At 72.7% G+C, this 20,832-nt stretch carries 17 protein-coding genes; 9 read left to right on the top strand and 8 right to left on the bottom strand.

The window, feature by feature from the left end:
- Positions 1–6: 6 nt before the first annotated feature.
- The 3 genes from ACFOY6_RS05815 to ACFOY6_RS05825 all read left to right on the top strand — a co-directional run bounded on the left by ACFOY6_RS05815 (position 7) and on the right by ACFOY6_RS05825 (position 3,721).
- Entirely contained in the window at positions 7–1,350 is a 1,344-nt protein-coding gene (locus ACFOY6_RS05815; protein ID WP_379636471.1) for a cytochrome ubiquinol oxidase subunit I, read from the top strand.
- A gap of 10 nt (positions 1,351–1,360) precedes the next feature.
- Positions 1,361–2,374, top strand: a complete 1,014-nt coding sequence (locus ACFOY6_RS05820; RefSeq protein WP_109518108.1) for a cytochrome d ubiquinol oxidase subunit II — start codon at positions 1,361–1,363, stop codon at positions 2,372–2,374.
- 96 nt (positions 2,375–2,470) lie between these two features.
- Positions 2,471–3,721, top strand: a complete 1,251-nt coding sequence (locus ACFOY6_RS05825) for a cytochrome P450 (RefSeq protein WP_379649470.1) — start codon at positions 2,471–2,473, stop codon at positions 3,719–3,721.
- A gap of 99 nt (positions 3,722–3,820) precedes the next feature.
- Here ACFOY6_RS05825 and ACFOY6_RS05830 read toward each other — a convergent pair whose 3' ends face one another.
- Positions 3,821–5,449, bottom strand: coding sequence for an ABC transporter substrate-binding protein (locus ACFOY6_RS05830; protein ID WP_379649472.1), 1,629 nt, complete (start codon positions 5,447–5,449; stop codon positions 3,821–3,823).
- 298 nt (positions 5,450–5,747) lie between these two features.
- Between ACFOY6_RS05830 and ACFOY6_RS05835 the strand changes: the two genes are divergently transcribed.
- From ACFOY6_RS05835 to ACFOY6_RS05860, 6 genes are all read left to right on the top strand, one after another.
- On the top strand, positions 5,748–6,119 hold the full coding sequence (locus tag ACFOY6_RS05835; protein WP_146201928.1) for a hypothetical protein: 372 nt from the start codon (positions 5,748–5,750) through the stop codon (positions 6,117–6,119).
- 76 nt (positions 6,120–6,195) lie between these two features.
- Positions 6,196–6,660, top strand: coding sequence for a DUF2934 domain-containing protein (locus ACFOY6_RS05840; protein ID WP_379636458.1), 465 nt, complete (start codon positions 6,196–6,198; stop codon positions 6,658–6,660).
- Positions 6,661–6,920: 260 nt separating this feature from the next.
- Complete coding sequence (locus ACFOY6_RS05845) at positions 6,921–7,343, top strand: Rap1a/Tai family immunity protein (protein ID WP_379636457.1); 423 nt, start codon at positions 6,921–6,923, stop codon at positions 7,341–7,343.
- Positions 7,344–7,358: 15 nt separating this feature from the next.
- Complete coding sequence (locus ACFOY6_RS05850) at positions 7,359–7,631, top strand: glycine zipper domain-containing protein (protein ID WP_109518113.1); 273 nt, start codon at positions 7,359–7,361, stop codon at positions 7,629–7,631.
- Between the two features lie 100 nt (positions 7,632–7,731).
- Positions 7,732–8,637 carry an agmatinase gene (speB, locus tag ACFOY6_RS05855; RefSeq protein WP_379649474.1) on the top strand — a complete coding sequence of 302 codons (906 nt, stop codon included), beginning with the start codon at positions 7,732–7,734 and terminating at the stop codon, positions 8,635–8,637.
- A gap of 335 nt (positions 8,638–8,972) precedes the next feature.
- Positions 8,973–10,205: a type III PLP-dependent enzyme gene (locus tag ACFOY6_RS05860; protein ID WP_379649476.1), complete on the top strand. Its 1,233-nt coding sequence runs from the start codon at positions 8,973–8,975 to the stop codon at positions 10,203–10,205.
- Positions 10,206–10,265: 60 nt separating this feature from the next.
- On the opposite strand, the gene ACFOY6_RS05865 is transcribed toward ACFOY6_RS05860, so the two are convergent.
- From ACFOY6_RS05865 to ACFOY6_RS05895, 7 genes are read right to left on the bottom strand one after another with little or no spacing between them, the layout of a single operon-like run.
- Positions 10,266–13,352, bottom strand: a complete 3,087-nt coding sequence (locus ACFOY6_RS05865) for an efflux RND transporter permease subunit (protein WP_379649480.1) — start codon at positions 13,350–13,352, stop codon at positions 10,266–10,268.
- A gap of 4 nt (positions 13,353–13,356) precedes the next feature.
- On the bottom strand, positions 13,357–16,440 hold the full coding sequence (locus ACFOY6_RS05870; protein WP_379649482.1) for an efflux RND transporter permease subunit: 3,084 nt from the start codon (positions 16,438–16,440) through the stop codon (positions 13,357–13,359).
- Entirely contained in the window at positions 16,437–17,753 is a 1,317-nt protein-coding gene (locus tag ACFOY6_RS05875) for an efflux RND transporter periplasmic adaptor subunit (RefSeq protein WP_379649484.1), read from the bottom strand. Before ACFOY6_RS05875 ends, ACFOY6_RS05870 begins: the two co-directional genes overlap by 4 nt.
- Before the next feature lie 16 nt (positions 17,754–17,769).
- On the bottom strand, positions 17,770–19,176 hold the full coding sequence (locus ACFOY6_RS05880; RefSeq protein WP_379649486.1) for an efflux transporter outer membrane subunit: 1,407 nt from the start codon (positions 19,174–19,176) through the stop codon (positions 17,770–17,772).
- A gap of 2 nt (positions 19,177–19,178) precedes the next feature.
- Entirely contained in the window at positions 19,179–19,634 is a 456-nt protein-coding gene (locus tag ACFOY6_RS05885) for a periplasmic heavy metal sensor (protein WP_379649488.1), read from the bottom strand.
- Positions 19,631–20,050 carry a hypothetical protein gene (locus tag ACFOY6_RS05890; RefSeq protein WP_379649490.1) on the bottom strand — a complete coding sequence of 140 codons (420 nt, stop codon included), beginning with the start codon at positions 20,048–20,050 and terminating at the stop codon, positions 19,631–19,633. The genes ACFOY6_RS05885 and ACFOY6_RS05890 overlap by 4 nt, the downstream gene beginning before the upstream one ends.
- A 5-nt stretch (positions 20,051–20,055) precedes the next feature.
- Complete coding sequence (locus ACFOY6_RS05895; protein WP_379649492.1) at positions 20,056–20,706, bottom strand: sigma-70 family RNA polymerase sigma factor; 651 nt, start codon at positions 20,704–20,706, stop codon at positions 20,056–20,058.
- Between the last annotated feature and the right edge of the window lie 126 nt (positions 20,707–20,832).

A 20,832-nucleotide genomic window follows, 5' to 3' on the forward strand; every position in this document is an offset into this window, starting at 1 on the left:
CCTCCCATGGACCCGACCCTCCTCGCCCGCATCCAGTTCGCGGCGAACATCTCCTTCCACATCCTGTTCCCGACCGTGACCATCGCGCTCGGCTGGGTGCTGCTCTACTTCAAGCTGCGCTACAGCCGCAGCCGCGACATGGCCTGGATGGAGGCCTACCGCTTCTGGGTGAAGGTGTTCGCCCTCTCCTTCGCGCTCGGCGTGGTCTCGGGCATCACCATGAGCTTCCAGTTCGGCACCAACTGGCCGGGCTTCATGCAGCATGTGGGCAACATCGCCGGCCCCCTGCTGGCCTACGAGATCCTGACGGCCTTCTTCCTGGAGGCCACCTTCCTCGGCATCATGCTGTTCGGCTTCCGCCGCGTGCCGGGCTGGCTGCACACCCTGGCCACCTTCCTCGTCGCCTTCGGCACGACGATGAGCGCCTTCTGGATCATCGTGCTGAACTCCTGGATGCACACGCCGCAGGGCTTCGAGCTGCGCGACGGCGTGGCGCACGCGACGGACTGGGCGGCGATCATCCTCAACCCCTCCATGCCCTACCGGCTGACCCACATGCTGGTGGCCTCGGCGCTGACGGTGGCCTTCCTGATGGCCGGCCTCTCCGCCTGGCGCTGGCTGCGCGGCGACACGGCGCCGGGCGTGCGCAACGCGCTCCGCACCGGCGTGGTGATGGCCGCCCTCCTGGCCCCCACCCAGGCGCTGATCGGCGACATGCACGGGCTGAACACGCTGGAGCACCAGCCGGCCAAGGTGGCGGCGATGGAGGGCAACTGGCGCACCGGAAGCCATGTGCCGCTGCTGCTCTTCGCCGTGCCGGACGAGGTAGCGCGCGAGAACCGCCTGGAGATCGGCATCCCCTCGATGGCCAGCATCATCCTCAGGCACAGCCCCGCGGGCGTGGTGCCGGGGCTGGACCAGTTCGAGGGCAACCACCCGCCGGTGAAGCCGGTGTTCTATGCCTTCCGCGTCATGGTCGGCACCGGGCTGCTGATGATCGGCGCGGGGCTGGCCTCGGCCTTCTACCTCTGGCGGCGCGGCGCGCTGCCGGCGTGGCTGCTGCGCGGCCTGGTGGCGATGACCTTCGCCGGATGGGTGGCGACGCTCGCCGGCTGGTACGTCACCGAGATCGGCCGGCAGCCCTGGCTGGTCACCGGCGTGCTCTCCACCGCCCAGGCGGTGGGGCCGGTGCCGGCGGGCAATATCGGCCTGACGCTGGCCATGTACCTCACCCTCTACGCGGTGCTGCTGGCCGCCTATGTCGCCGCCCTGTTCCGCCTCGCCCGCAAGGGCCGCGCCATGCCGGAGGCGGGGCTGCCCGCCGGCGGCCTGGTCGCCCGCGCCTCCTGAGGACGCCGCCATGACCCCCTTCCTCGACCCCGAGCTGCTGCCGGTGATCTTCGCCGTGCTGATGGCGGTCTCCGTCCTCGCCTATGTGGTGCTGGACGGCTACGACCTCGGCGTCGGCCTGCTGCTGAACGCCACCACCGAGGAGGCGGAGCGCGACCGCATGGTCGCCTCCATCGGCCCCTTCTGGGACGCCAACGAGACCTGGCTGGTGCTGGGCGTCGGCCTGCTGCTGGTGGCCTTCCCCATCGCGCATGGCGCCATCCTCACCGCGCTCTACCTGCCGGTCGCGGTGATGCTGGCCGGGCTGATCCTGCGCGGCGTGGCCTTCGAGTTCCGCGCCAAGGCCGCCTCGGTGCTGGGCAAGCGGGCCTGGGACCACGCCTTCTTCGCCGGCTCCCTGCTGGCCGCGCTCTCCCAGGGCTGGATGCTCGGCCGCTACGTGCTGGGCTTCGCGGGGGGCCTCGCGCCGCAGGCCTTCGCCGCCCTCTCGGCGGTGGGGCTGGCGGCGGGCTATGCCTTCATCGGCGCCTGCTGGCTGATCTGGCGCACCGAGGGCGACCTCCAGCGCCGCGCCGTGGCCTGGGCGCGCCCTACGCTCTGGCTGGTGGGGCTCGGCATCCTCGCCGTCTCGCTGGCCACTCCGCTGGCCTCGCCCCGCATCCTGGCGCGCTGGCTGGAGATGCCGAACCTGGTGCTGCTGGCGCCGCTGCCGGCCACCACCTTCGTGCTGCTGCTCGGCCTGCACAGCCTGCTGAAGCACCTGCCGCTGCCGGACGGCGCCCTGGAGCGGCTGCCCTTCTGGGGCGCCACGGGGCTGTTCGTGCTCTCCTTCACCGGACTCGCCTGGTCTTTCTTCCCCTATATCGTGCCGGACCGGCTGACGCTGTGGCAGGCCGCGGCGTCGCCGGAGAGCCTGACCATCATCCTGGCCGGCGCGCTGTTCGTGCTGCCGGTGATCCTGGCCTACACCCTGCTGGCCTGGCGCATCTTCGGCGGCAAGGCGGGCGAGCTGCGCTACGACTGAGCGTGCCCGCGGGCGGGAGGGGAGGGGGGCGGCAACCCTCCCGCCCGCTTCGGGTTCCGTCCGTGACGGACCACGCCGCCATGGAAGGAGCCGGGCATGCCGGACACCCCCCGCGCCCCCGCCCTCGACGACACCCTGGCCCTGCTGCGCGAGGGCTACACCTTCATCGGCCGCCGCTGCGACGAGCTGGGCACCGACCTCTTCGCCACCCGGCTGATGATGACGCCCGTGCTGTGCATGCGCGGGGCGGAGGCGGCGCGGATGTTCTACGCGCCGGGCCGCTTCACCCGCCAGGGCGCCATGCCGCGCACCACGCTGTGGCTGCTGCAGGACAAGGGCAGCGTGCAGGCGCTGGACGGCGCGGCGCACCGGCACCGCAAGGCGATGTTCATGGCCATGATGTCGCCCGGCGCCATCGCCGGCGCCGCCGACCTGCTGGAGAAGCACTGGCGCGAGGCCCTGCCGCGCTGGGAGGCGGCCGGGGAGGTGGCGCTGTTCGAGGAGATGGGCCTGCTGCTGACGCGCGTGGCCTGCGACTGGGCCGGCGTGCCCCTGCGGGAGGAGGACGCCCCCACCCTGGCCGCCGAGCTCACGGCCATGATCGAGTATTCCGGCCGCGTCGGCCCCGGCACGCTGAACGCGCTGCGCCTGCGCGCCCGCACCGAGCGGCGGATGCGCGCCCTGGTGCGGGAGATCCGCGCCGGCGCGGTGCCGGTGCCCGAGGGCAGCGCGGCGGCGCTGATCGCCGCGCACCGCGCGCCGGACGGCACGCCGCTGGACGAGAAGGCGGCCGCCGTGGAACTGATCAACATCCTCCGCCCGACCGTCGCGGTGGGGCGCTTCATCGCCTTCGCCGCCCTGGCCCTGCATGAGAACCCCGCCTGGCGGGCCCGCTTCGCCGCGGGAGAGGAGGACGGCCTGGAGCCCTTCGTACAGGAGGTGCGGCGCTTCTATCCCTTCTTCCCGATGATCGGCGGGCGGGCCTGCGAGGCCTTCGAATGGCACGGCCACCGCTTCGCGGCGGGCGACTGGGTGCTGCTCGACCTCTACGGCACCAATCACGACCCGCGCCTCTGGCCGGAGCCGCACCGCTTCCGCCCCGAGCGTTTCCACGGCTGGCCGGGCGACCCGGACACCCTCGTCCCGCAGGGGGCGGGTGACCCGTACCAGGGGCACCGCTGCCCGGGCGAGTGGATCACCATCGCGCTGATGGGCCGCGCCGTGCGGCTGCTCAGCCAGGCCATGCGCTATGCCCTGCCGCCGCAGGACCTCTCCATCCGGCTGAACCGGATGCCCGCCATGGCGGAAAGCGGCGTGCGGCTGCGCGAGATCCGCCGCGCCGCCTGAGACAACCCCGGCACAAAGTTATCCCCAGATTCCGTGGAGCGATCTGGGGATAAAACCGGGAGGCCGGTGTGGAAAATCCGGCCAACCCCTTGTCCTGCCTCAGCGTGTCAGGCGGATATCCAGCCCCTTGTAGAGGGCCACGCCATAGATGCCGTGTGGCCGCACCCCCTCCACCCGCTGGGTGGAGACCACCCAGAGCGGCTGGCGCAGCAGCGGCAGCCAGACATTCGCCTCGGCGATGCGCTTCTGCAGGTCGCCCATCACCCGGGCCCGCTCGGCCGGGTCGGTCGCGCCGCGCGCCTGGCGCAGCGCCTCGTCCGTCTCGGGGTCGTTCCAGTTCATCCGGTTCGGTGTCGGGCGGTTGGTGCTCGGGAAGTAGAGCGAGAAGGCGTCGGTGGCCGACATGTAGGGGTAGGACATGACGAAGGCGTCGAATTCCTGCGTCGCCAGCTTGCCCCAGCCCACCGTGGCATCCCACAGCTGCACCCGCAGCTCGATGCCGACGCGCCGCAGATCGGCCTGGATCGCCTGCATCACCGTGCTGTTGACCGCGGTCTGCAGCGCGTAGAGCAGCAGCGAGGCGCGCTGCCCGTCCTTCACCCGCACGCCGTCGGAGCCGGGCGTCCAGCCCGCCTCGTCCAGCACCTTGCGCGCCGCGCTGGCATCGAATTGCGGCACCAGCTTGGCCGCCTCGGGGTTGAAGTCGAGGGCGGCGGGGTTGAGGTAGGCGGTGGCTGCCTCGCCCGCGCCGAAGAAGACGGCCTTGGCGATGGCCTGCTTGTCCACCGCCAGGTTCACCGCCTCGCGGATGGCAGGGTCGCCGCTCACCGGCTTGTCCACCTTGAAGCCGAGGAAGTGGTCGAAGAAGTGCACCGGCTGCTGCTGCAGCTTCAGCGTCGGGATGCGGCGCAGCCCCTCGAGCGCGAAATAGGGAATCCACTGCGTCACGTCGCCCTGGCCGGACTGCACGGCGGCGAGCCGCGTGGTGGCCTCGGGGATGATGCGCAGGATGATGCGCTCCACCTGCGGCGCGGGGTTCTTGTAGATCGGCGGGCCCCAGTTGTAGCGCGGGTGCTTCGTCAGCACCATCTCCTGCCGCGGCGTCCAGGACTGCCAGCAATAGGGGCCGGTGCCGTTGAAGCCCTGCACGCCGAAATTGTCGCCCAGCCGCTCCACCGTCGCCTGGTCGACGATGCTGCCGAAATACTGCGTCAGTTGCAGCAGCAGCTCGCTGAAGGGCTCCTTCAGCTCATAGACCAGGGTGTGGTCGTCCACCGCGCGGATGTCCTGCACCGGGCCGGCGCGCCAGCGCACCGGGCTGCGCGTCGCCGGGTCCACCCAGCGCTTCAGCGAATAGGCGGCATCCTTCGCGGTGAAGGGCTTGCCGTCGCAGAAGGTGACGCCCTGGCGCAGCTTGAAGGTGTAGGTGCGGCCATCCTCGCTGATGCTCCAGCTCTCGGCCAGGCCGGGGCGGATGGTGCGCTGGTCCCAGTCCATCGTCACCAGCGTGTCGGACAGCAGGAACAGCGCCTCGCCCGCCGCGAGGGAGGAGGTGCGGGCGGGGTCGTAGCGGTCGGCGTCGATTTCGCGCAGGACCAGCAGGGCGTCGCGCGGGGCGGATTGCGCGCCGGCCGGCGCGGCGGCGCCGAGCGCGCCTAGCAGGAGGGCGGCGCCCCCGAGCCAGCGCATCATCGGCCGGGTGGCGGTGCGGCGGGATGCCTTGAACATAGGCGGACCTCTCCTCTCCAGGCGGTTGCAAGCCGTCGACCTCGCGCCGTGTCCGGCCCGCCATCCCTGCGGGTGGCCAGCCGTTCGGGGCGGTCTTTCTCCCTGTCGCGCCGGCGGTGGGCATATCCCCTCCGCCCGCCCTTAGCCGGAAGGTCAACAGAATGGCCGCGGAACGTCAACGCCGCGCAATGAGCGGGCCGCCCCCCCGCGCTCGCGGCAGCGTTACCTGACGGCACAACCGGAGCGGGTCACATTCCGGCCGTTCCCGTCTTTCCGGGGACGCGGCGGAGTTCGATCGATGCGCTCACCCTCATCCCGCCATGGCCTGGAGGCACGTCCGGCCATGGCGCATGGCTCGCCGGCGCTGCGTGGCCTGGCCGTCGTGGCCAAGGCGCTGGCCAGCTTCGCCGTCACCTTCATCGAGCTCCTGGCGGAGCTGCTGGCGCCGCTCCTGCTGTTCGTCGGCGCGCTCTGGTGGGGGGCGCTGCGCCTGGTCGGCCAGATCTCGGCCGAGCCGGAACTTCAGGCGATGCTGCACGTTCTGCCGACGCAACTGCAACTGGGCGCCTACGATCTGACCCCCGCCGGGCTGATCCGCCAGGGGCTTTTGCTGCTGGCCGTGGTGGCCGCCTGCCGCACCGTGAACCGGCTGCTGGCCCGGGAATTGTGAGCAGCGCCACCACGCGCCACCCGATGTCTGCGCAGGCGGGCCGGCCGGACGCGGCGCCCGCGAGAGGAGATTGTGCATGAGCGACACGTCACCGGACCGGGAGGAGCGCATCCGCGCCCGTGCCTACGAGATGTGGGAAGCCGAGGGCCGGCAGGAGGGGAAGGCGGAGCACTACTGGCACCGCGCCCGGGAGGAGATGGAGCCGCCTTCCGGCAGCCTGGACGACCAGCTGGCCGATACCTTTCCCGCCAGCGACCCGCCCAGCATGACCAGCCCCAGCTATCCGGAGGAGCCGCTGCCGGCCGTGCCGCAGGACGAGGCGCTCCCCGCCCGGTCGGCCACGGTGGAGGAGCGGCCGGAACCGGCACCGGCCAAGCCCGCCAAATCCGGCAAGCCGAAGCCGCCGCCCAAATCCGCTGCCCAGCCGGCCGCTGCCCAGCCTGCAACTACCCAGCCGGCAACTACCCAGCCGGCCGCCCAGCCCACGCCCGGGCCGGCCGCCAAGCCGAAGGCCAAGCCGGCGCCGCGCGGCAAGGCCTGACAAGGCCGCGCGGAAGGATTGCTGCCACCGTTGAGGCGGGAAGGAGACCGCTCCCTCTGCCCCAGCGGGAGCGGGACGGTGCAGATTGCCGTCTCGCCTTTTCCCGCCTTCGAATTGACAAAAACATTCCTGTTGATCTTGCCTGCAAGACATGAAGCCGATCTTGTGAAAGGGTGGGCTTTACTGCCAGCCAGGAAAGAATAATCTCCGCCACGCCACTGTTTTAACCGCGAGGATCATCATCGATGCGGAACATTATTGTGGCTGCCGCGCTTGCGGCCGCGGCGGCTTCTCCCGCCCTGGCGCAGACCAGCACGACAGCTCCTTCCAGCCCGCCCGTGACCCAGGTGCGCACCGTGGCCGATCTGGCCGCCATCTGCGACCCCGCCCCCGGCCCGCTGCGGCTGGAGGCCATCGCCTACTGCCAGGGCTACATCACCGCGGCGGGCCAGTACCACGCCGCCATGTTCCCGGCCGGCAGCGGCCGCAAGCCGCTCTACTGCGTGCCCAGCCCGGCGCCCTCCGTGGCGCAGACCGGCATCGCTTTCGCCGCCTGGGCGCGGCAGAACGCGCAGTATGCCGCCGAGCCGGCGCTGGATGGGCTGCACCGCTGGGCCCAGGCCACCTATCCCTGCCCGGCCGAGACCACGCCGCCGCGCGCCGGCCGCCCGGCCAGCCGCTAAGAGGGAGCCGTCGCAATGAGCACCACCATCCTGCGTCCCGCCCGCCTCGCCCTGCCGCTGCTGGCGGCGCTGGCCCTCGGCGCCTGCGCCAACATGAACCCGACCACGCGCAACGTGGCCGGCGGCACCGCCGGGGGTGCCGCGCTGGGCGGCATCATCGGCTCCTTCACCGGCGATGCCGGCTTCGGCGCGCTGCTGGGCGCCGGCGCGGGCGCCGCGGGCGGCTATCTCTACGATCAGTCGCAGCAGCAACAGTATCAGAACCGCCGGCCGCCGCGCCGGTACTGAGCCGGCCGACCGGGCGGGGGCCTGTGCGCGGCCCCCGCCCTCCTGGCGCCCGCCGGGCCGCCACGCCTATCTTCGCCGCCCGCGCGTGAGGCCCCGCCCCATGTCCCTGGTCCCCACCTTCGCGACCCCGCCTGGCTTCCTCGGCGTCACCCGCACCGACCGTGGTGCGGATTTCGCCGTGGCCGGCATCCCGCTCGACCTCGGCACCACCAACCGTGCCGGCGCCCGCTCCGGCCCCCAGGCGATCCGCGCCGCCAGCCGCATGTTGGTCGATGGCGCGCACCCGTCGCACTGGGTGGACCCGGCCACCCTCTCGCTGGCGGATCTCGGTGAGTTCTCCATCGCGCTGGGGGACCTGCCCGGCAGCCTGGCGGCGATCGAGGCGCAGGCGGCGGACCTTTCGCACCTGATCGCGCTGGGCGGCGAGCATGGCATCACCCTGCCGCTGCTGCGCGCTCTCTCGCGCCGCCTGGGCAGCCCGCTCGCGCTGGTGCATTTCGACGCGCATGTGGACACCTGGCCGGACAATTTCGGCCAGATCTACGGGCACGGCTCGGTGTTCTACCACGCGCTGCGCGAGGGGCTGGTGGACCCGCAGCGGATGATCCAGGTGGGCATCCGCTCCCCCGTGCAGCGCGAGGTGTGGGACTGGACCCTGTCGCAGGGCGTCACCATCCTCGACGCACAGACGGTGCACGAGGCCGGCCCCGCCGCCGTGGCCGAGCGCATCCACGCGGTGGTGGGCGATGCCCCCGCCTATCTCAGCTTCGACATCGACACGCTGGACCCCGCCTTCGCCCCCGGCACCGGCACGCCGGAGATCGGCGGCCTCGCCTCCTGGCAGGCACAGGCCATCCTGCGCCGGCTCGGCGGGCTGGACTGGCGCGGCATGGACATCGTCGAGGTGGCGCCGGCCTACGACGTGTCGGAAATCACCGCGCTGGCCGCCGCGACCATCGCCTGGGAATACCTGGCGCTCGTGGCCATGCCCAAGCCCCGGGGCTGAGGCACCGAAAACGCGTCCCTGCCGGCGCGGCATGGCTTTAAATAGCTCACCGCGCTGCTTATCTGGCGCATTCGCTGACGCTATCGCACGTGCCGCGAGCCCCGCAGAGCAGGGCACAGCAACGACGTAAACGCGTCCTTCTCGCTCGTGCCGGCCATTCCCGTGGGCCGGCTTCACTGGAAGGAAGTGGCTATGTTCGGTGACCGGACCGCTGCGATGCCAGACCATCGCAACATCGCCTGACGCATCCGCCGGGGCCTGACGCCCCGGTCTGACGCCGTCGCCCGTCTTCTCTTCTCGTCCCGTTCCGCTCCGATGTTGTGGGGGTTCCGTCCATGGGCCTGATCCGCTCGCGTTCCGCCGTGGCGCCGCTGCGCCGTTCCCTGCGTTCCGAGGCGCGCCTGCCCAGCGTGGAGGCGCTGGTCGCCGCCGAGCGCCCGGCCGAGCCGGTGCTCTGCCTGCGCCCGGCTGTCATCGCCGAGGCGGCGCGGGACTTCGTCGGCGGCTTCCCCGGCACCGTGCTCTACGCCGTGAAGTGCAACCCGGAGCCCGCCGTGCTGCGCGCGCTCTGGGAAGGTGGCGTGCGGCACTTCGACTGCGCCTCGGCCGCCGAGGTGGCGCTGGTGCGCAGCCTGTTCCCCGAGGCCGCCATCCACTTCATGCATCCGGTGAAGTCCCGCCCCGCCATCCGCGAGGCGTGGGAGCACCAGGGCGTGCACGACTTCGTGTTGGACGATGCGAGCGAGCTCGCGAAGATCCTGGCGGAGACGGGCGCCGGCGCGGCCGATGGGCTGGGGCTGGTGGTGCGCATCGCGCCGCCGCCGGGGGGCGGTGCGCTGTACGACCTCTCCGGCAAGTTCGGCGCCGGGCTGGAGGAGGCCGTGGCCCTGCTGCGCGCGGCGCGCCCGCACGCGGCGCGGCTCGGCATCTCCTTCCATGTCGGCTCGCAGTGCATGGACCCGCTGGCCTACCGGCGTGCCATCGCGCTGGCGGGCCAGGCGATCCGCATGGCCGGGGTGGCGGTCGAGGTGGTCGATGTCGGCGGCGGCTTCCCCGTAGCCTATCCGGAGATCGAGCCGCTGCCGCTCGGCGCCTATTTCGCCGAGATCGAGGCGGCCTTCGAGGCGCTGGGCCTGCCGCAGGCTGAGCTGTGGGCGGAGCCGGGGCGCGCCCTGGCCGCCGCCGGCGGCTCCGTGGTGGTGCAGGTGCAGATGCGGCGCGGCGGGATGCTGTACGTGAACGATGGCGTCTATGGCAGCCTCTCCGATGCCGGCGCGCCGGGCTTCCGCTTCCCGGCGCGGCTGCTGCGGCCGGAGGGCGGCGCCTCGCCGGTGCGGCGCGGCTTCTCGCTCTTCGGCCCCACCTGCGACAGCGCCGACATCATGCGCGGCCCCTTCGAGCTGCCGGAGGATGTGCGGGAGGGCGACTGGATCGAGATCGGCCAGCTCGGGGCCTATGGCGCCTGCCTGCGCACCGGCTTCAACGGCTTCGACCGGGCCCGCCTGGCCGAGGTGGCCGACCGCGCCATGCTGGGCGACGTGGCGGAGGAACTGCCGCAGGCTGCGTGACGGACAGGAAGAAGATGATGGGGGGCGGGGAAGAAGGAATTCTTCCCCGCTTTTCTTTTTTCATGCCCGCCGCGGCACCAGCGCCCCGCCACGGTGCCGCAGCCTGTCGAGCGCCAGGAAGATGACCGGGGTGGTGTAGAGCGTCAGCAGCTGCGACACGACGAGCCCGCCGATGATGGTGATGCCGAGCGGCTGGCGCATCTCCGCCCCCGTGCCGGTGCCCACCGCCAGCGGCACCGCGCCGAGCAGCGCGGCAAGCGTGGTCATCAGGATCGGCCGGAAGCGGTCCCGGCAGGCGGCCAGGATGGCTTCCTCGCCGCCGATGCCCTTCTCCCGCTCATGCTCCAGCGCGAAATCCACCAGCATGATGGCGTTCTTCTTGACGATGCCCATCAGCAGGATGATGCCGATCAGCGCCATCACCGAGAGCGGGATGCCGGTGATCACCATGGCCAGCAGCGCGCCCAAGCCCGCCGTGGGCAGGGTGGAGATGATGGTCAGCGGGTGGATGAAGCTCTCGTAGAGCACGCCGAGCACGATGTAGATGGCCAGCACCGCGCCCAGGATCAGCAGCGGCTGCGAGCGGCTGAAATCCTGGAAGGCGGCGGCGTTGCCGCCATATTGCGCGCGCAGCGTGCCGGGCAGCATCACCTCGCGCTCGGCCTGCTGCACCAGCGCCGTGGCGTCGCCCAGCGCCAGGCCGGGGCCGAGGTTGAAGCTGATGGTGGTGGCCGGGAACTGGCCGCGATGCGTCACCCGCAGCGGCGCCACGTCGCGCTCCACCCGCGCCACGGCGGCGAGCGGCACCTGCGCGCCGTCCCGCCCGGGGACGAAGATGCGGTCGAGCTGCACCGCGCCCTGCTGCAGGGCAGGGTCGATCTCCAGCACCACCTTGTACTGGTTGCGGGCGCCGTAGAGCGTCGAGATCTGCCGCTGCGAGAAGGCGTTGTTGAAGGCGCTGCTGATGGCGGTGATGGAGACGCCGAGCCGCGCCGCCGCGTCGCGGTCGATGATGACGCGGTTGGTGAGGCCCGAGCGTTCCTGGTCGCTGGAGACATCGGCGATGCCGGGCACGGTGCGCAGCTTCTCGACCATGGTGTTGGTCCAGGTGCGGAGCTCCTCCAGGTCGGTGCCGAGCAGGATGTAGGAGTAGGCGGCATTGCCCGGCCGGCCGCCCACGAACAGATCCTGCTGCGCGCGCAGGAAGGCGTTGACGCCAGGGATGCGGCCGAGCGGGGCGCGCAGCCGCTCGATCACCTGCGCCGCCGAGGCATCCCGCTCGGCGCGCGGCTTGAGCGCGATGTAGAACTGCCCCGTGTTGGTGCCGCCGCTCCAGCTGCTGCCGCCGATCTGCGAGCCGACGCTGGCCACTGCCGGGTCGCGCAGGATGATGCGCGTCAGCTGCTCCTGGTAGCCCACCATGGTGGCGAAGGAGGTGTCCGGCGCCGCCTGGGCGTTGCCGGCCAGCAGCCCGGTGTCCTGCTCCGGGAACAGCCCTTTCGGCACGCTCATGTAGAGCCACACCGTCAGCACCAGGAAGCCGAGGCTGGCCAGCAGCGACAGCCAGCGGAAGCGCAGCACCCAGCCCAGCGACCACATGTAGCCGCGGATGATCCCGTCCATGCCCGCCTCGAAGGCGCGGCCGAAGCGGCCGGGCGGGCGCTCCTCGGCACGGCCGAGATGGGCGGCCAGCATCGGCGTCAGCGTCAGCGCCAGCACCGCCGAGATCAGCACCGCGATCGCCATGGTGGCGGAGAATTCGCGGAACAGCCGGCCGACGATGCCCTCCATCGCCAGCAGCGGGATGAACACCGCCACCAGCGAGAGGGTGATGGAGACGATGGTGAAGCCGATCTGCCGCGCGCCCTCCAGCGCCGCCTCGAAGGGCGCCATGCCGCGCTCGCGCATCCGCGCCATGTTCTCGATCATGACGATAGCGTCGTCGACGACGAAGCCCACCGAGACGATCAGCGCCATCAGCGAGAAGTTGTTGAGCGAATAGCCCATCAGCCAGATGACGAAGAGCGTGCCGAGCAGCGAGAGCGGCACGGTGACGCTGGCCGCGACAACCGGCCCGGTGCGCCGCAGGAACAGCGCCACCACCCCGATCACCAGCGCCACGGTGATCAGCAGCGTCAGCTCCACCTCCTCGACGCTGGCGCGGATGGTGCCGGAGCGGTCGCTCATCGTCTCGATGCGCACGCCGCCGGGCACCCAGCGCTCCAGCTGCGGCAGCATGGCGCGCACGCCGTCCACCACCTCCAGCACGTTGGCGTCGGCCTGCTTGAAGACCATCATCAGGATGGCCGGGCGCTCGTTGAACCAGGCGGCCTGGCGGCGGGAGCGGGTGGCGTCCGTGACGCTGGCGATCTGCGACAGGCGCAGCACGCCCCCCTCCGCGGTGCGGATGACCAGCGGCGCGTACTGCGCGGCGCGGTCCAGCCGGTCGTTCACCGCGAGGCTGGTGGCCTGCTCCGGCCCCTCGATATGCCCCACCGGCTGGGTGATGTTGGCCTGGGTGACGGCGGTGCGGATGTCCTCGAAGGAGACGCCCGCCGCCGCCGCCGCGTCCGGGTTCACCGCGATGCGCACGGCCGGCTGGTCGGCGCCGCCCACCTGCACCTGCGCGACACCCTTCACCTGCGCCAGGCGCTGCGCCACGATGCTGTCGGCCACGTCGTAGAGCGCGCTGGCGCGCAGCGTGTCGGCGGTCATGGCCAGGATCAGCACCGGCGCGTCGGCCGGGTTGATCTTGCGGATGCTGGGCGGGTTGGGCAGGCCGGAGGGCAGGTCCTCCCGCGCCGCGTTCACCGCCGCCTGCACGTCCCGCGCCGCGTCCGACTGGGTGCGGGAGAGGTCGAACTGGATGATGATGTTGCCGGTGCCGGTGCTGGCGAAGGAGGTCATCTCGGTGATGCCCGCCACCTCGCCGATGCGCCGCTCCAGCGGCGCGATGACGGTGGCCGCCAGCGTCTCCGGGTTGGCGCCGGGCTGGCTGACGCTGACGAACAGCGTCGGGATATCGACGCGCGGCATGGCCGAGACGGGCAGCTCGCGCAGTGCCACCAGCCCGGCCAGCGCCAGCCCGACGGCCAGCAGCACCGTGGCCACCGGCCGCCGCAGGAAGGGGGCGGAGATGGAGAACATCGCCTCAGGCCGCCTTTTCCCGGCCGCGCCGGGCCAGCGCGGCGCGCAGGTCCTCCAGCCCCAGATAGACCGCGGGGGTGGTGAACAACGTGACCAGCTGGCTCAGCAGCAGCCCGCCCACGATGGAGACGCCGAGCGGCAGCCGCAGCTCGGAGCCAACGCCCGATTGCAGCACCAGCGGCAGGGCGCCGAGCAGGGCGGCGGCGGTGGTCATCATGATCGGGCGGAAGCGCAGCAGCGCCGCCTCGCGGATCGCGTCGCGCGGGCTCATGCCGTGGTCGCGCTGCGCCTCCAGCGCGAAGTCGATCATCATGATGGCGTTCTTCTTGACGATGCCCATCAGCAGGATGATGCCGATCAGCCCCACCACGGAGAGATCCAGCCCCCACAGCTCCAGCGCCAGCAGCGCGCCGATGCCGGCTGAGGGCAGGGTGGAGAGGATGGTGATGGGGTGGATGAAGCTCTCGTAGAGCACGCCGAGCACGATGTAGATGACCACCACCGCGGCCAGGATCAGCCAGGGCTGCCCCTCAAGCGATGAGGCGAACTCCGCGGCGTCGCCGGCGAAGCGGCCGGCGATGCTGTCGGGCAGGCCGATCTGCTGGCCGGCGGCGGTGATGTCGGCGATCGCTTGGCCCAGCGCCATGCCCGGCGCCAGGTTGAAGCTGATGGTGACGGCGGGGAACTGGTTCTCCCGCGTCACCAGCAGCGGGCCGCTGGTGCGGGTGAAGCGGGCGATCTCGGCCAGCGGCACCTGGGCGTTGTCGGCGCCCGGCACGCGCAGCTGGCCGATGGCGGTGGGGTCCTGCCGCAGCCGGTCGGAGGCTTCCAGCACCACGCGGTACTGGTTGCTCTGGCCGTAGATGGTGGAGATCTGCCGCTGGCCGAAGGCGTTGTAGAGGGCGTTGTCGATCGCCTGCATCGAGACGCCGAGCCGCGCCGCGCGGTCGCGGTCCACCTCGATGGCCAGGCGCAGCCCCTCGTCGCGCTGGTCGGTCGCCACGTCGCGCAGGCCGGGCAGGGCGCGCAGCCGCTCCAGCACGCGCGGCGCCCAGAGGGAGAGGGTGGCGGCGTCGGAATCGGTCAGGGTGTACTGGTACTGGGTGGTGCTGATGCGCGGGCTGATCTGGATGTCCTGCACCGCCTGCGGGTAGGCGACGATGCCCGGCACCTCGGCCAGCTTCGGCTTCAGCCGCTCGATGACGCCCTGCGCATCGAGCCCGCGCTCGGCGCGCGGGCGCAGGATGGCGGTGATGCGGCCGGTGTTCTGCGCCGGGTTCAGCGCGCCGGCGCCGGCCACGGCGGTTACGGAGGCCACGGCGGGGTCGCCTCGCACCACCTCGGCCAGCTTCGCCTGCGCCTCGGCCGAGCGGGCGAAGGAGGCATCCTGCGGCACCTCGGTGGTGATGCTGATCAGCCCCGTATCCTGCACCGGCAGGAAGCCCTTGGGCATGACGACGTAGAGCCAGGCGGTGAGCGCCACGGTCAGCAGCGCCGCCAGCAGGGTCAGCCCCTGGTGGCGCATGGTGACGGCCAGCGCCCGGCCATAGCCGAGGCGCATCCGCTCGAAGCCGTTCTCGAACCAGCGCGTGCTCCAGCCCGGCTGGTGCCCGCCGCGCAGGACGAGGGCGCACATCATCGGCGTCAGCGTCAGCGAGACCACCATGGAGACCAGCACGGCGGCGGTCAGCGTCTCGGCGAATTCGCGGAACAGCCGGCCGATCACCCCCTCCATGAACAGCAGCGGGATGAACACCGCCACCAGCGAGAGGGTGAGCGAGACGATGGTGAAGGCGATCTGCCTGGATCCCTCGAAGGCGGCCTCCAGCGGGCGCATCCCCTTCTCGATCAGGCGGACGATGTTCTCGATCATGACGATGGCGTCGTCGACGACGAAGCCCGTCGCGATGGTCAGCGCCATCAGCGAGAGGTTGTCGAGCGAGTAGCCCATCACCGCCATGATGCCGAAGGTGCCGACGATGGAGAGCGGCAGCGCCACGGCGGGCACCAGCGTCGCCCGCCCGCTGCCGAGGAAGAGGTAGATCACCCCCACCACCAGCGCGATGGCCAGCACCAGGGTGAGCTGCACCTCATGCACCGAGGCGCGGATCGTCTCCGTGCGGTCGGACACCACCTGGAGGCGGGCGCCGGCGGGGATGGCGGCCTGCAACTCGGGCAGCAGGCGCTGGATGCGCTCCACCGTCTGCACGATGTTGGCGCCGGGCTGGCGCTGCACGTCGATCAGCACGGCGGGGCGGCCGTTGAACCAGGCGCCGTTGCGCTCGTTCTCCAGCGTCTCCACCGCCTCGCCCACGTCGCGCAGCCGCACCGGCGCGTTGCCCTGCCAGGCGATGATGACGTCGGCGAACTCGGCGGCCGAGTTGATCTGGTCGTTGGCGAGGATGGAGGAGGCCTGGCGCGGCCCGTCCAGCGAGCCCTTCGGGCTGTTCTGGTTGGCGGCGGTGACGGCGGTGCGCACCGTCTCCATGCTGAGGCCATAGGCCGCCAGCCGGAGCGGATCGACCCGCAGCCGCACGGCGGGGCGCATGTTGCCCTGCACCGTCACGCGCCCCACGCCGCTGGCTTGCGAGAGCTTCTGCGCGATCAGCGTGTCCGCGAGGTCGGAGAGCCGCATGATGGGCAGCGTCTCCGAGGTCAGGGCCAGGGTGATCACCGGCGGGTCGGCCGGGTTCACCTTGGCGTAGACGGGCGGGTAGGGCAGGGAGGAGGGCAGGGTGCCGCGCGCCGCGTCCAGCGCCGCCTGCACGTCCTGCGCCGCCTCGTCGATGCTCTTATCCAGCCGGAATTGCAGCGTGATGCGGCTGACCCCCGGCCCGCTGACGGAGGACATCACCTGCAGCCCCGCGATCTGCGCGAATTGCCGCTCCAGCGGCGCGGTGATCAGCACCGCCGCCGTGTCCGGCGAGGCGCCAGGCAGCTGCGTCGTCACCTCGATGGTGGGGAAGTCCACCTCCGGCAGCGAGGAGACCGGCAGCCGCATGTAGCCGAACAGCCCGGCCAGCAGCACGGCCACCGCCAGCAGCGTGGTGGCGACCGGCCGGGCGATGAAGGGGGCGGCGATGTTCATGGCGTGCCGCCGCCATTGGCCGCCTTGCGGCGCGGGCCGCGCTCGGCCCCGGCGGCGGGCGGCGCGGCACCGGCGGGCGCCTCGGCGCTGGCGGGGACGATGCGGCTGCCATTGTTCAGCCGCAGCCCGCCGGAGGTCACCACCTGCTCGCCGGGCTTCAGCCCCTCACGCACCACCGCCTCGGCCAGGGTCACGGCGCCGAGGGCGAGAGGCCGCTGCTCCACCGAGTTGTCGGGCTTCGCGACGAAGGCATAGGGCCCGTTCGGCCCCTGCTGCACCGCCACCAGCGGGATCACGATGGCGCCCGGCACCGTCTCGATCGCCAGCCGCAGGCTGACGAAGGCGCCCGGCCAGAGCCGCATGTCGTCGTTCGGGAACACGGCCTTCACCCGCACCGTGCCGGTGGTGGCCTCGATCTGGTTGTCGATGGCCAGCACCGTGCCGCGCGCCGGCTGCGCCCGCGCCATGGCGGGCGCGGCGGGCGGCGCGCCGGCCCCGCGCGTGGTGGCCTGGCCGGAGACCGGCTCGGGCAGCGTCTCCACCGTCACCGGCCCTGCCGCCATGGCACGCCGCAGCCGCGCCAGCTCGCCCTGCGGCAGGGTGAAGCTGACGGCGATCGGCCGCATCTGCGTGATGGTGACGATGCCGGTGGCATCGCCGCTGCTCACCAGGTTGCCCGCGTCCACGCCGCGCAGGCCGATGCGGCCATCGATCGGCGCGCGGATGGTGGTGTAGTCAAGCTGGGCGCGGGCGGTGTCGATGGCCGCCTGGTCCTGCGCCACCTGCGCCTCGTACATCGCCACCTGGGCACGCTGCGTGTCCACCTGCTGGCGGGTCACGCCGCTGGCCGAGAGCAGGCCCTGGTAGCGCCGCAGGTCGGCCCGGGCGTTCTCGAGCTGCGCCTGGTCGTAGGCCTTCTTCGCCTCGGCCTGGGCCAGGGCGGCGGCGTAGGTGCGGTCGTCGATGCGGGCCAGGATCTCGCCGGCCTTCACCTCCTGCCCCTCCTGGAAGCGCACCTCCATCAGTTGCCCGCTCACCTGGGAGCGGACGGTGATGCTGTTCAGCGCCTGCACCGTGCCCAGCGCGTCGAGCGTCAGCACGAGGTCCTTCTGCGCCGCCGCCGCGAGGGTGACGGGGATCGGGATGCCGCCCGCCCCCGGCCCGCGCCGGCCGCCCGGGGATCCGGGCGCGGTCTGGGCGGCGCTCTGCCCGGCCGGGGCGGCGGCCTCCTGGCGTTGCTTCCAGAGGTAGTAGCCGCCGCCACCCGCCCCGAGGACGAGCAGCAGAAGAAGGAGAAGGCGGGAGCGGGACATCATGCGTTCCAGGGCTCTATCGCCAGCCGCCGCCCAGCGCGCGGAACAGCGCGACGGCGGCCTGCAGCCGGGCGAGCCGCGCCTGCACCAGGCTGACGCGGGTGGAGAACAGGGATTGCTGCGTGTTCAGCAGGGTGATCAGGTTGATGGTGCCGGCGCGCAGCTGCGCCTCGGCGATGCCGAAGGCGCGCTCGGCGCGCGCATTGGCCTCGGCCCGCAGCGCCTCCTGCGCCGTGGTCTCGCGCAGCGCCACCAGCGCGTCCTCCGTGTCCTGCAAGGCGGCGACGATGGCGCGGCGGTACTCGATCAGCAGCTCCTCCGCCTGTGCCTGGCTCAGCGCCACCTGGCCGCGCCGGGCGCCGCCGTCGAAGATGGTCTGCGCCAGCCCGGCGACGAGGGAGAAGAACTGCGCCTCCGGCCGCAGCAGCGTGCCCAGCGCCGCCGACTGGAAGCCGCCCTGGGCGGAGAGGCTGATGCTGGGCAGCAGCGCCGCGCGGGCGGCGGCCACATTGGCGTTGGCGGCGGCCAGGCCGGCCTCGGCGGCCAGCACGTCCGGCCGGCGGGCCAGGAGGTCGGCCGGCTGGCCGGGCGCCGCCTCGGGGATGCGGAGCCGGTCGAAGGCGCCGGCGCCGATGGTGAAGCTCTGCGGCGGCTGGCCGGTCAGCAGGGCCAGGGCGTTGCGGTTCTGCGCCGCGCTCTGCCGCAGGCCGGGGATGTTGGCCTCCACCTGGGCCACCACCGTCTCCTGCTGCGCGAGGTCGAGCCCCGTGGCCACGCCGAAGTTCACCTGCTGGCGGATCACGCCCAGGGTGCGGCGCGCCGCGTCCAGGTTGGCCTCCTGCACGCGCAGCTCCTCCTCGGCGGCGAGGAGGTTGAAATAGGTGTTGGCCACCGAGGCCTCGGTGGTCAGCAGCACCGTGCCGGCGTCGAAGCGGGTGGCGCGGGCATTCTGCGCGGCGGCCTCGGCGGAGGCGCTGTTGCGGCCCCAGAAATCGATCTCGTAGCTGGCGGAGAGGGTGGCGTCGTAGCGCGTCGCGTTGCGGTTGCGGGAAAGGCCGGAGGCGGTGCTGCGGGACTGGGTGACGCCGCTGTCCACCGCCAGCGTCGGCAGCAGGGCGGCGCCGGCGATGCGCAGCTGCGCATCGGCCTGCCGCACCCGCGCGGCGGCGGCGGCGAGGTCGAAATTGCCCGCCATCGCCGCCTGCATCAGCGTGTCCAGCGCGGGGGCGTTGAAGCCGCGCCACCATTCCGGCTCCGGCCAGCGCACCGGCGCCGCGGCGGCGGGGTCGAGGAAGCGGCCGGGCAGGTCGAGGCCGGAGAGCGCCGGCTCCGGCTTCGGGCCGCAGGCGGCCAGCAGGGCCAGCAGCGCCAGGGGGTACCATGCCGTGGCGCGGCAGGCCTTCCGGCTCAGGGATATCGGCATGGTCAGTTCCGCTTCTCCCGGCCGCGCTGCTCATGCGCCGCCATGTCGGCCGCGATCAGCCGCCGCCCCTCGGGCGAGAGGGCGGCCAGGCCGTTCGCCAGGCTGTCGTCATACTGCACGCTGAACTCCTGCCAGCGCTGGCGCGAGCGGGCCATGGCGGCCCGCAGCGCCGCGGCGTCGAAGGGCTCGCGCGCCAGGGCCTCGCGCACCGCCGGGCGGCTCTCGCGCAGCGCCTGCAGCAGCGGCTCGTAGCGCGGCCGGCCGGCCTCCAGCGCCTGGCGGAACAGGGCGCGGTCCGCCTCCGGCAGGGCGCGCTCGATCTGCGCCTGCATGCGGCTGATGCTGGGGCCGCCGCCGCCCGCCGGGCGGGAGAGCAGCACGCCGCCCAGCACGAGGTTCAGCGCCAGGGAGGCGCCGAGCGCCCCCTTCAGCCAGGGCGACCAGTCGGTGGGTCTCATTCAGGCAGTTCCACCATGGCGAGCAGGGGCGGCGCGCCGAGCCAGGGCTGCGCGGCGGGGCCGGGGGCGAGGTTCAGCCAGAGCAGGCAGGCGGCCAGCGTCACCAGCGCGCCGCAGCCGGCGGGCCAGAGCGGGCGCAGCCAGGCCCAGGGGGAAGAGGCACCGGCCGGCTCGGGCGGCGGCGTGGCGGCGGCGGCCTGGGCCAGCCGCGCGCGCATCCGCGCCAGGGCCTGGGCATCCGGGCCGGGCAGGCTCTCGTCGAGCCGCGCGGCCAGGGCCTCGTCGCGGCGGTGCACGGCCCGGGCCTCGGCCGATTCCGCCAGCAGCCGCCGCGCCGCCGCGGCCTCGGCGGGCGGCCAGCGCGCGGGGTCGGCCCCGTGGGTGTCGAGCAGCCCGGAAAACGTCTCGAGGCGCATGGGCGTCACTCCAGGATGCCGCGCAGCCGGCTGGCGAGCAGGAAGCGCGCGCGGCGCAGCAGCCCCTCCAGGGCGCGGGTGGAGATGGAAAGGGCCGCGGCGGCCTCCGCCCCGCTCAGCCCCTGGTCGTGCGAGAGGGCGAGGGCGGCCCGCTGGCGGGGCGGCAATTCGCGCAGGGCGGCGCCCAGCAGGGCCTGCCGCTCGCGCGCGGCCAGCGCCGCCTCCGGGTCGGGCGCCGGGTCGGCGGTCTCGGGGGCGGCGTCCAGCGGCAGGGGGGTGGCGCGGCGGGCACGGTCGATCGCGGCGTGGCTGGCGATGCTGTACAGCCAAGTGCCCACCTGGCCCCGCGCCGGGTCGAAGCGCGCGGCGTTGCGCCAGGCGCGCAGCAATGCCTCCTGCGCCACCTCCTCCGCCTCCGCCGCGCTGCCGGTGATGCGCAGCCCGATGCGGTAGAGCGCCGGCAGGTGGCGGGTGGCGAGCTGGTCGAAGGCCAGCCGGTCGCCCGCCGCCGCCCAGCCGAGCAGCGCCGCGTCCGCGGCCGCCGCGCGGTCGCGGGCCAGCGGCGGAACCACGCCTGCCTTGGGGGCCGCGTCGGGGGAGGACCGCTCGGTGATTGGGGCCTCCCAGCCGGCGATGGAGAGAAGGGCGTTCGGCATGGGTCTCGCGTCGTGTCCCCCCTGATACGGACGGGGCGGCGCGAACCCACGCGGGAGATAGGGAATTTTTTGCGGGCGGACAGACGAAAAGAGCCCGGGGGAGTGAATTCCCCCGGGCTCTTTCCC

It is taken from the genome of Teichococcus aestuarii (genome assembly GCF_042651065.1).
In the GTDB taxonomy this organism is placed as follows: domain Bacteria; phylum Pseudomonadota; class Alphaproteobacteria; order Acetobacterales; family Acetobacteraceae; genus Pseudoroseomonas; species Pseudoroseomonas aestuarii.

Coding starts and splice junctions, on each gene's coding strand:
- ACFOY6_RS05815 (WP_379636471.1), top strand. CDS start 7: ATGGACCCGACCCTCCTCGCCCGCATCCAGTTCGCGGCGAACATCTCC.
- ACFOY6_RS05820 (WP_109518108.1), top strand. CDS start 1,361: ATGACCCCCTTCCTCGACCCCGAGCTGCTGCCGGTGATCTTCGCCGTG.
- ACFOY6_RS05825 (WP_379649470.1), top strand. CDS start 2,471: ATGCCGGACACCCCCCGCGCCCCCGCCCTCGACGACACCCTGGCCCTG.
- ACFOY6_RS05830 (WP_379649472.1), bottom strand. CDS start 5,449: ATGTTCAAGGCATCCCGCCGCACCGCCACCCGGCCGATGATGCGCTGG.
- ACFOY6_RS05835 (WP_146201928.1), top strand. CDS start 5,748: ATGCGCTCACCCTCATCCCGCCATGGCCTGGAGGCACGTCCGGCCATG.
- ACFOY6_RS05840 (WP_379636458.1), top strand. CDS start 6,196: ATGAGCGACACGTCACCGGACCGGGAGGAGCGCATCCGCGCCCGTGCC.
- ACFOY6_RS05850 (WP_109518113.1), top strand. CDS start 7,359: ATGAGCACCACCATCCTGCGTCCCGCCCGCCTCGCCCTGCCGCTGCTG.
- speB (WP_379649474.1), top strand. CDS start 7,732: ATGTCCCTGGTCCCCACCTTCGCGACCCCGCCTGGCTTCCTCGGCGTC.
- ACFOY6_RS05860 (WP_379649476.1), top strand. CDS start 8,973: ATGGGCCTGATCCGCTCGCGTTCCGCCGTGGCGCCGCTGCGCCGTTCC.
- ACFOY6_RS05865 (WP_379649480.1), bottom strand. CDS start 13,352: ATGTTCTCCATCTCCGCCCCCTTCCTGCGGCGGCCGGTGGCCACGGTG.
- ACFOY6_RS05870 (WP_379649482.1), bottom strand. CDS start 16,440: ATGAACATCGCCGCCCCCTTCATCGCCCGGCCGGTCGCCACCACGCTG.
- ACFOY6_RS05875 (WP_379649484.1), bottom strand. CDS start 17,753: ATGTCCCGCTCCCGCCTTCTCCTTCTTCTGCTGCTCGTCCTCGGGGCG.
- ACFOY6_RS05880 (WP_379649486.1), bottom strand. CDS start 19,176: ATGCCGATATCCCTGAGCCGGAAGGCCTGCCGCGCCACGGCATGGTAC.
- ACFOY6_RS05885 (WP_379649488.1), bottom strand. CDS start 19,634: ATGAGACCCACCGACTGGTCGCCCTGGCTGAAGGGGGCGCTCGGCGCC.
- ACFOY6_RS05890 (WP_379649490.1), bottom strand. CDS start 20,050: ATGCGCCTCGAGACGTTTTCCGGGCTGCTCGACACCCACGGGGCCGAC.
- ACFOY6_RS05895 (WP_379649492.1), bottom strand. CDS start 20,706: ATGCCGAACGCCCTTCTCTCCATCGCCGGCTGGGAGGCCCCAATCACC.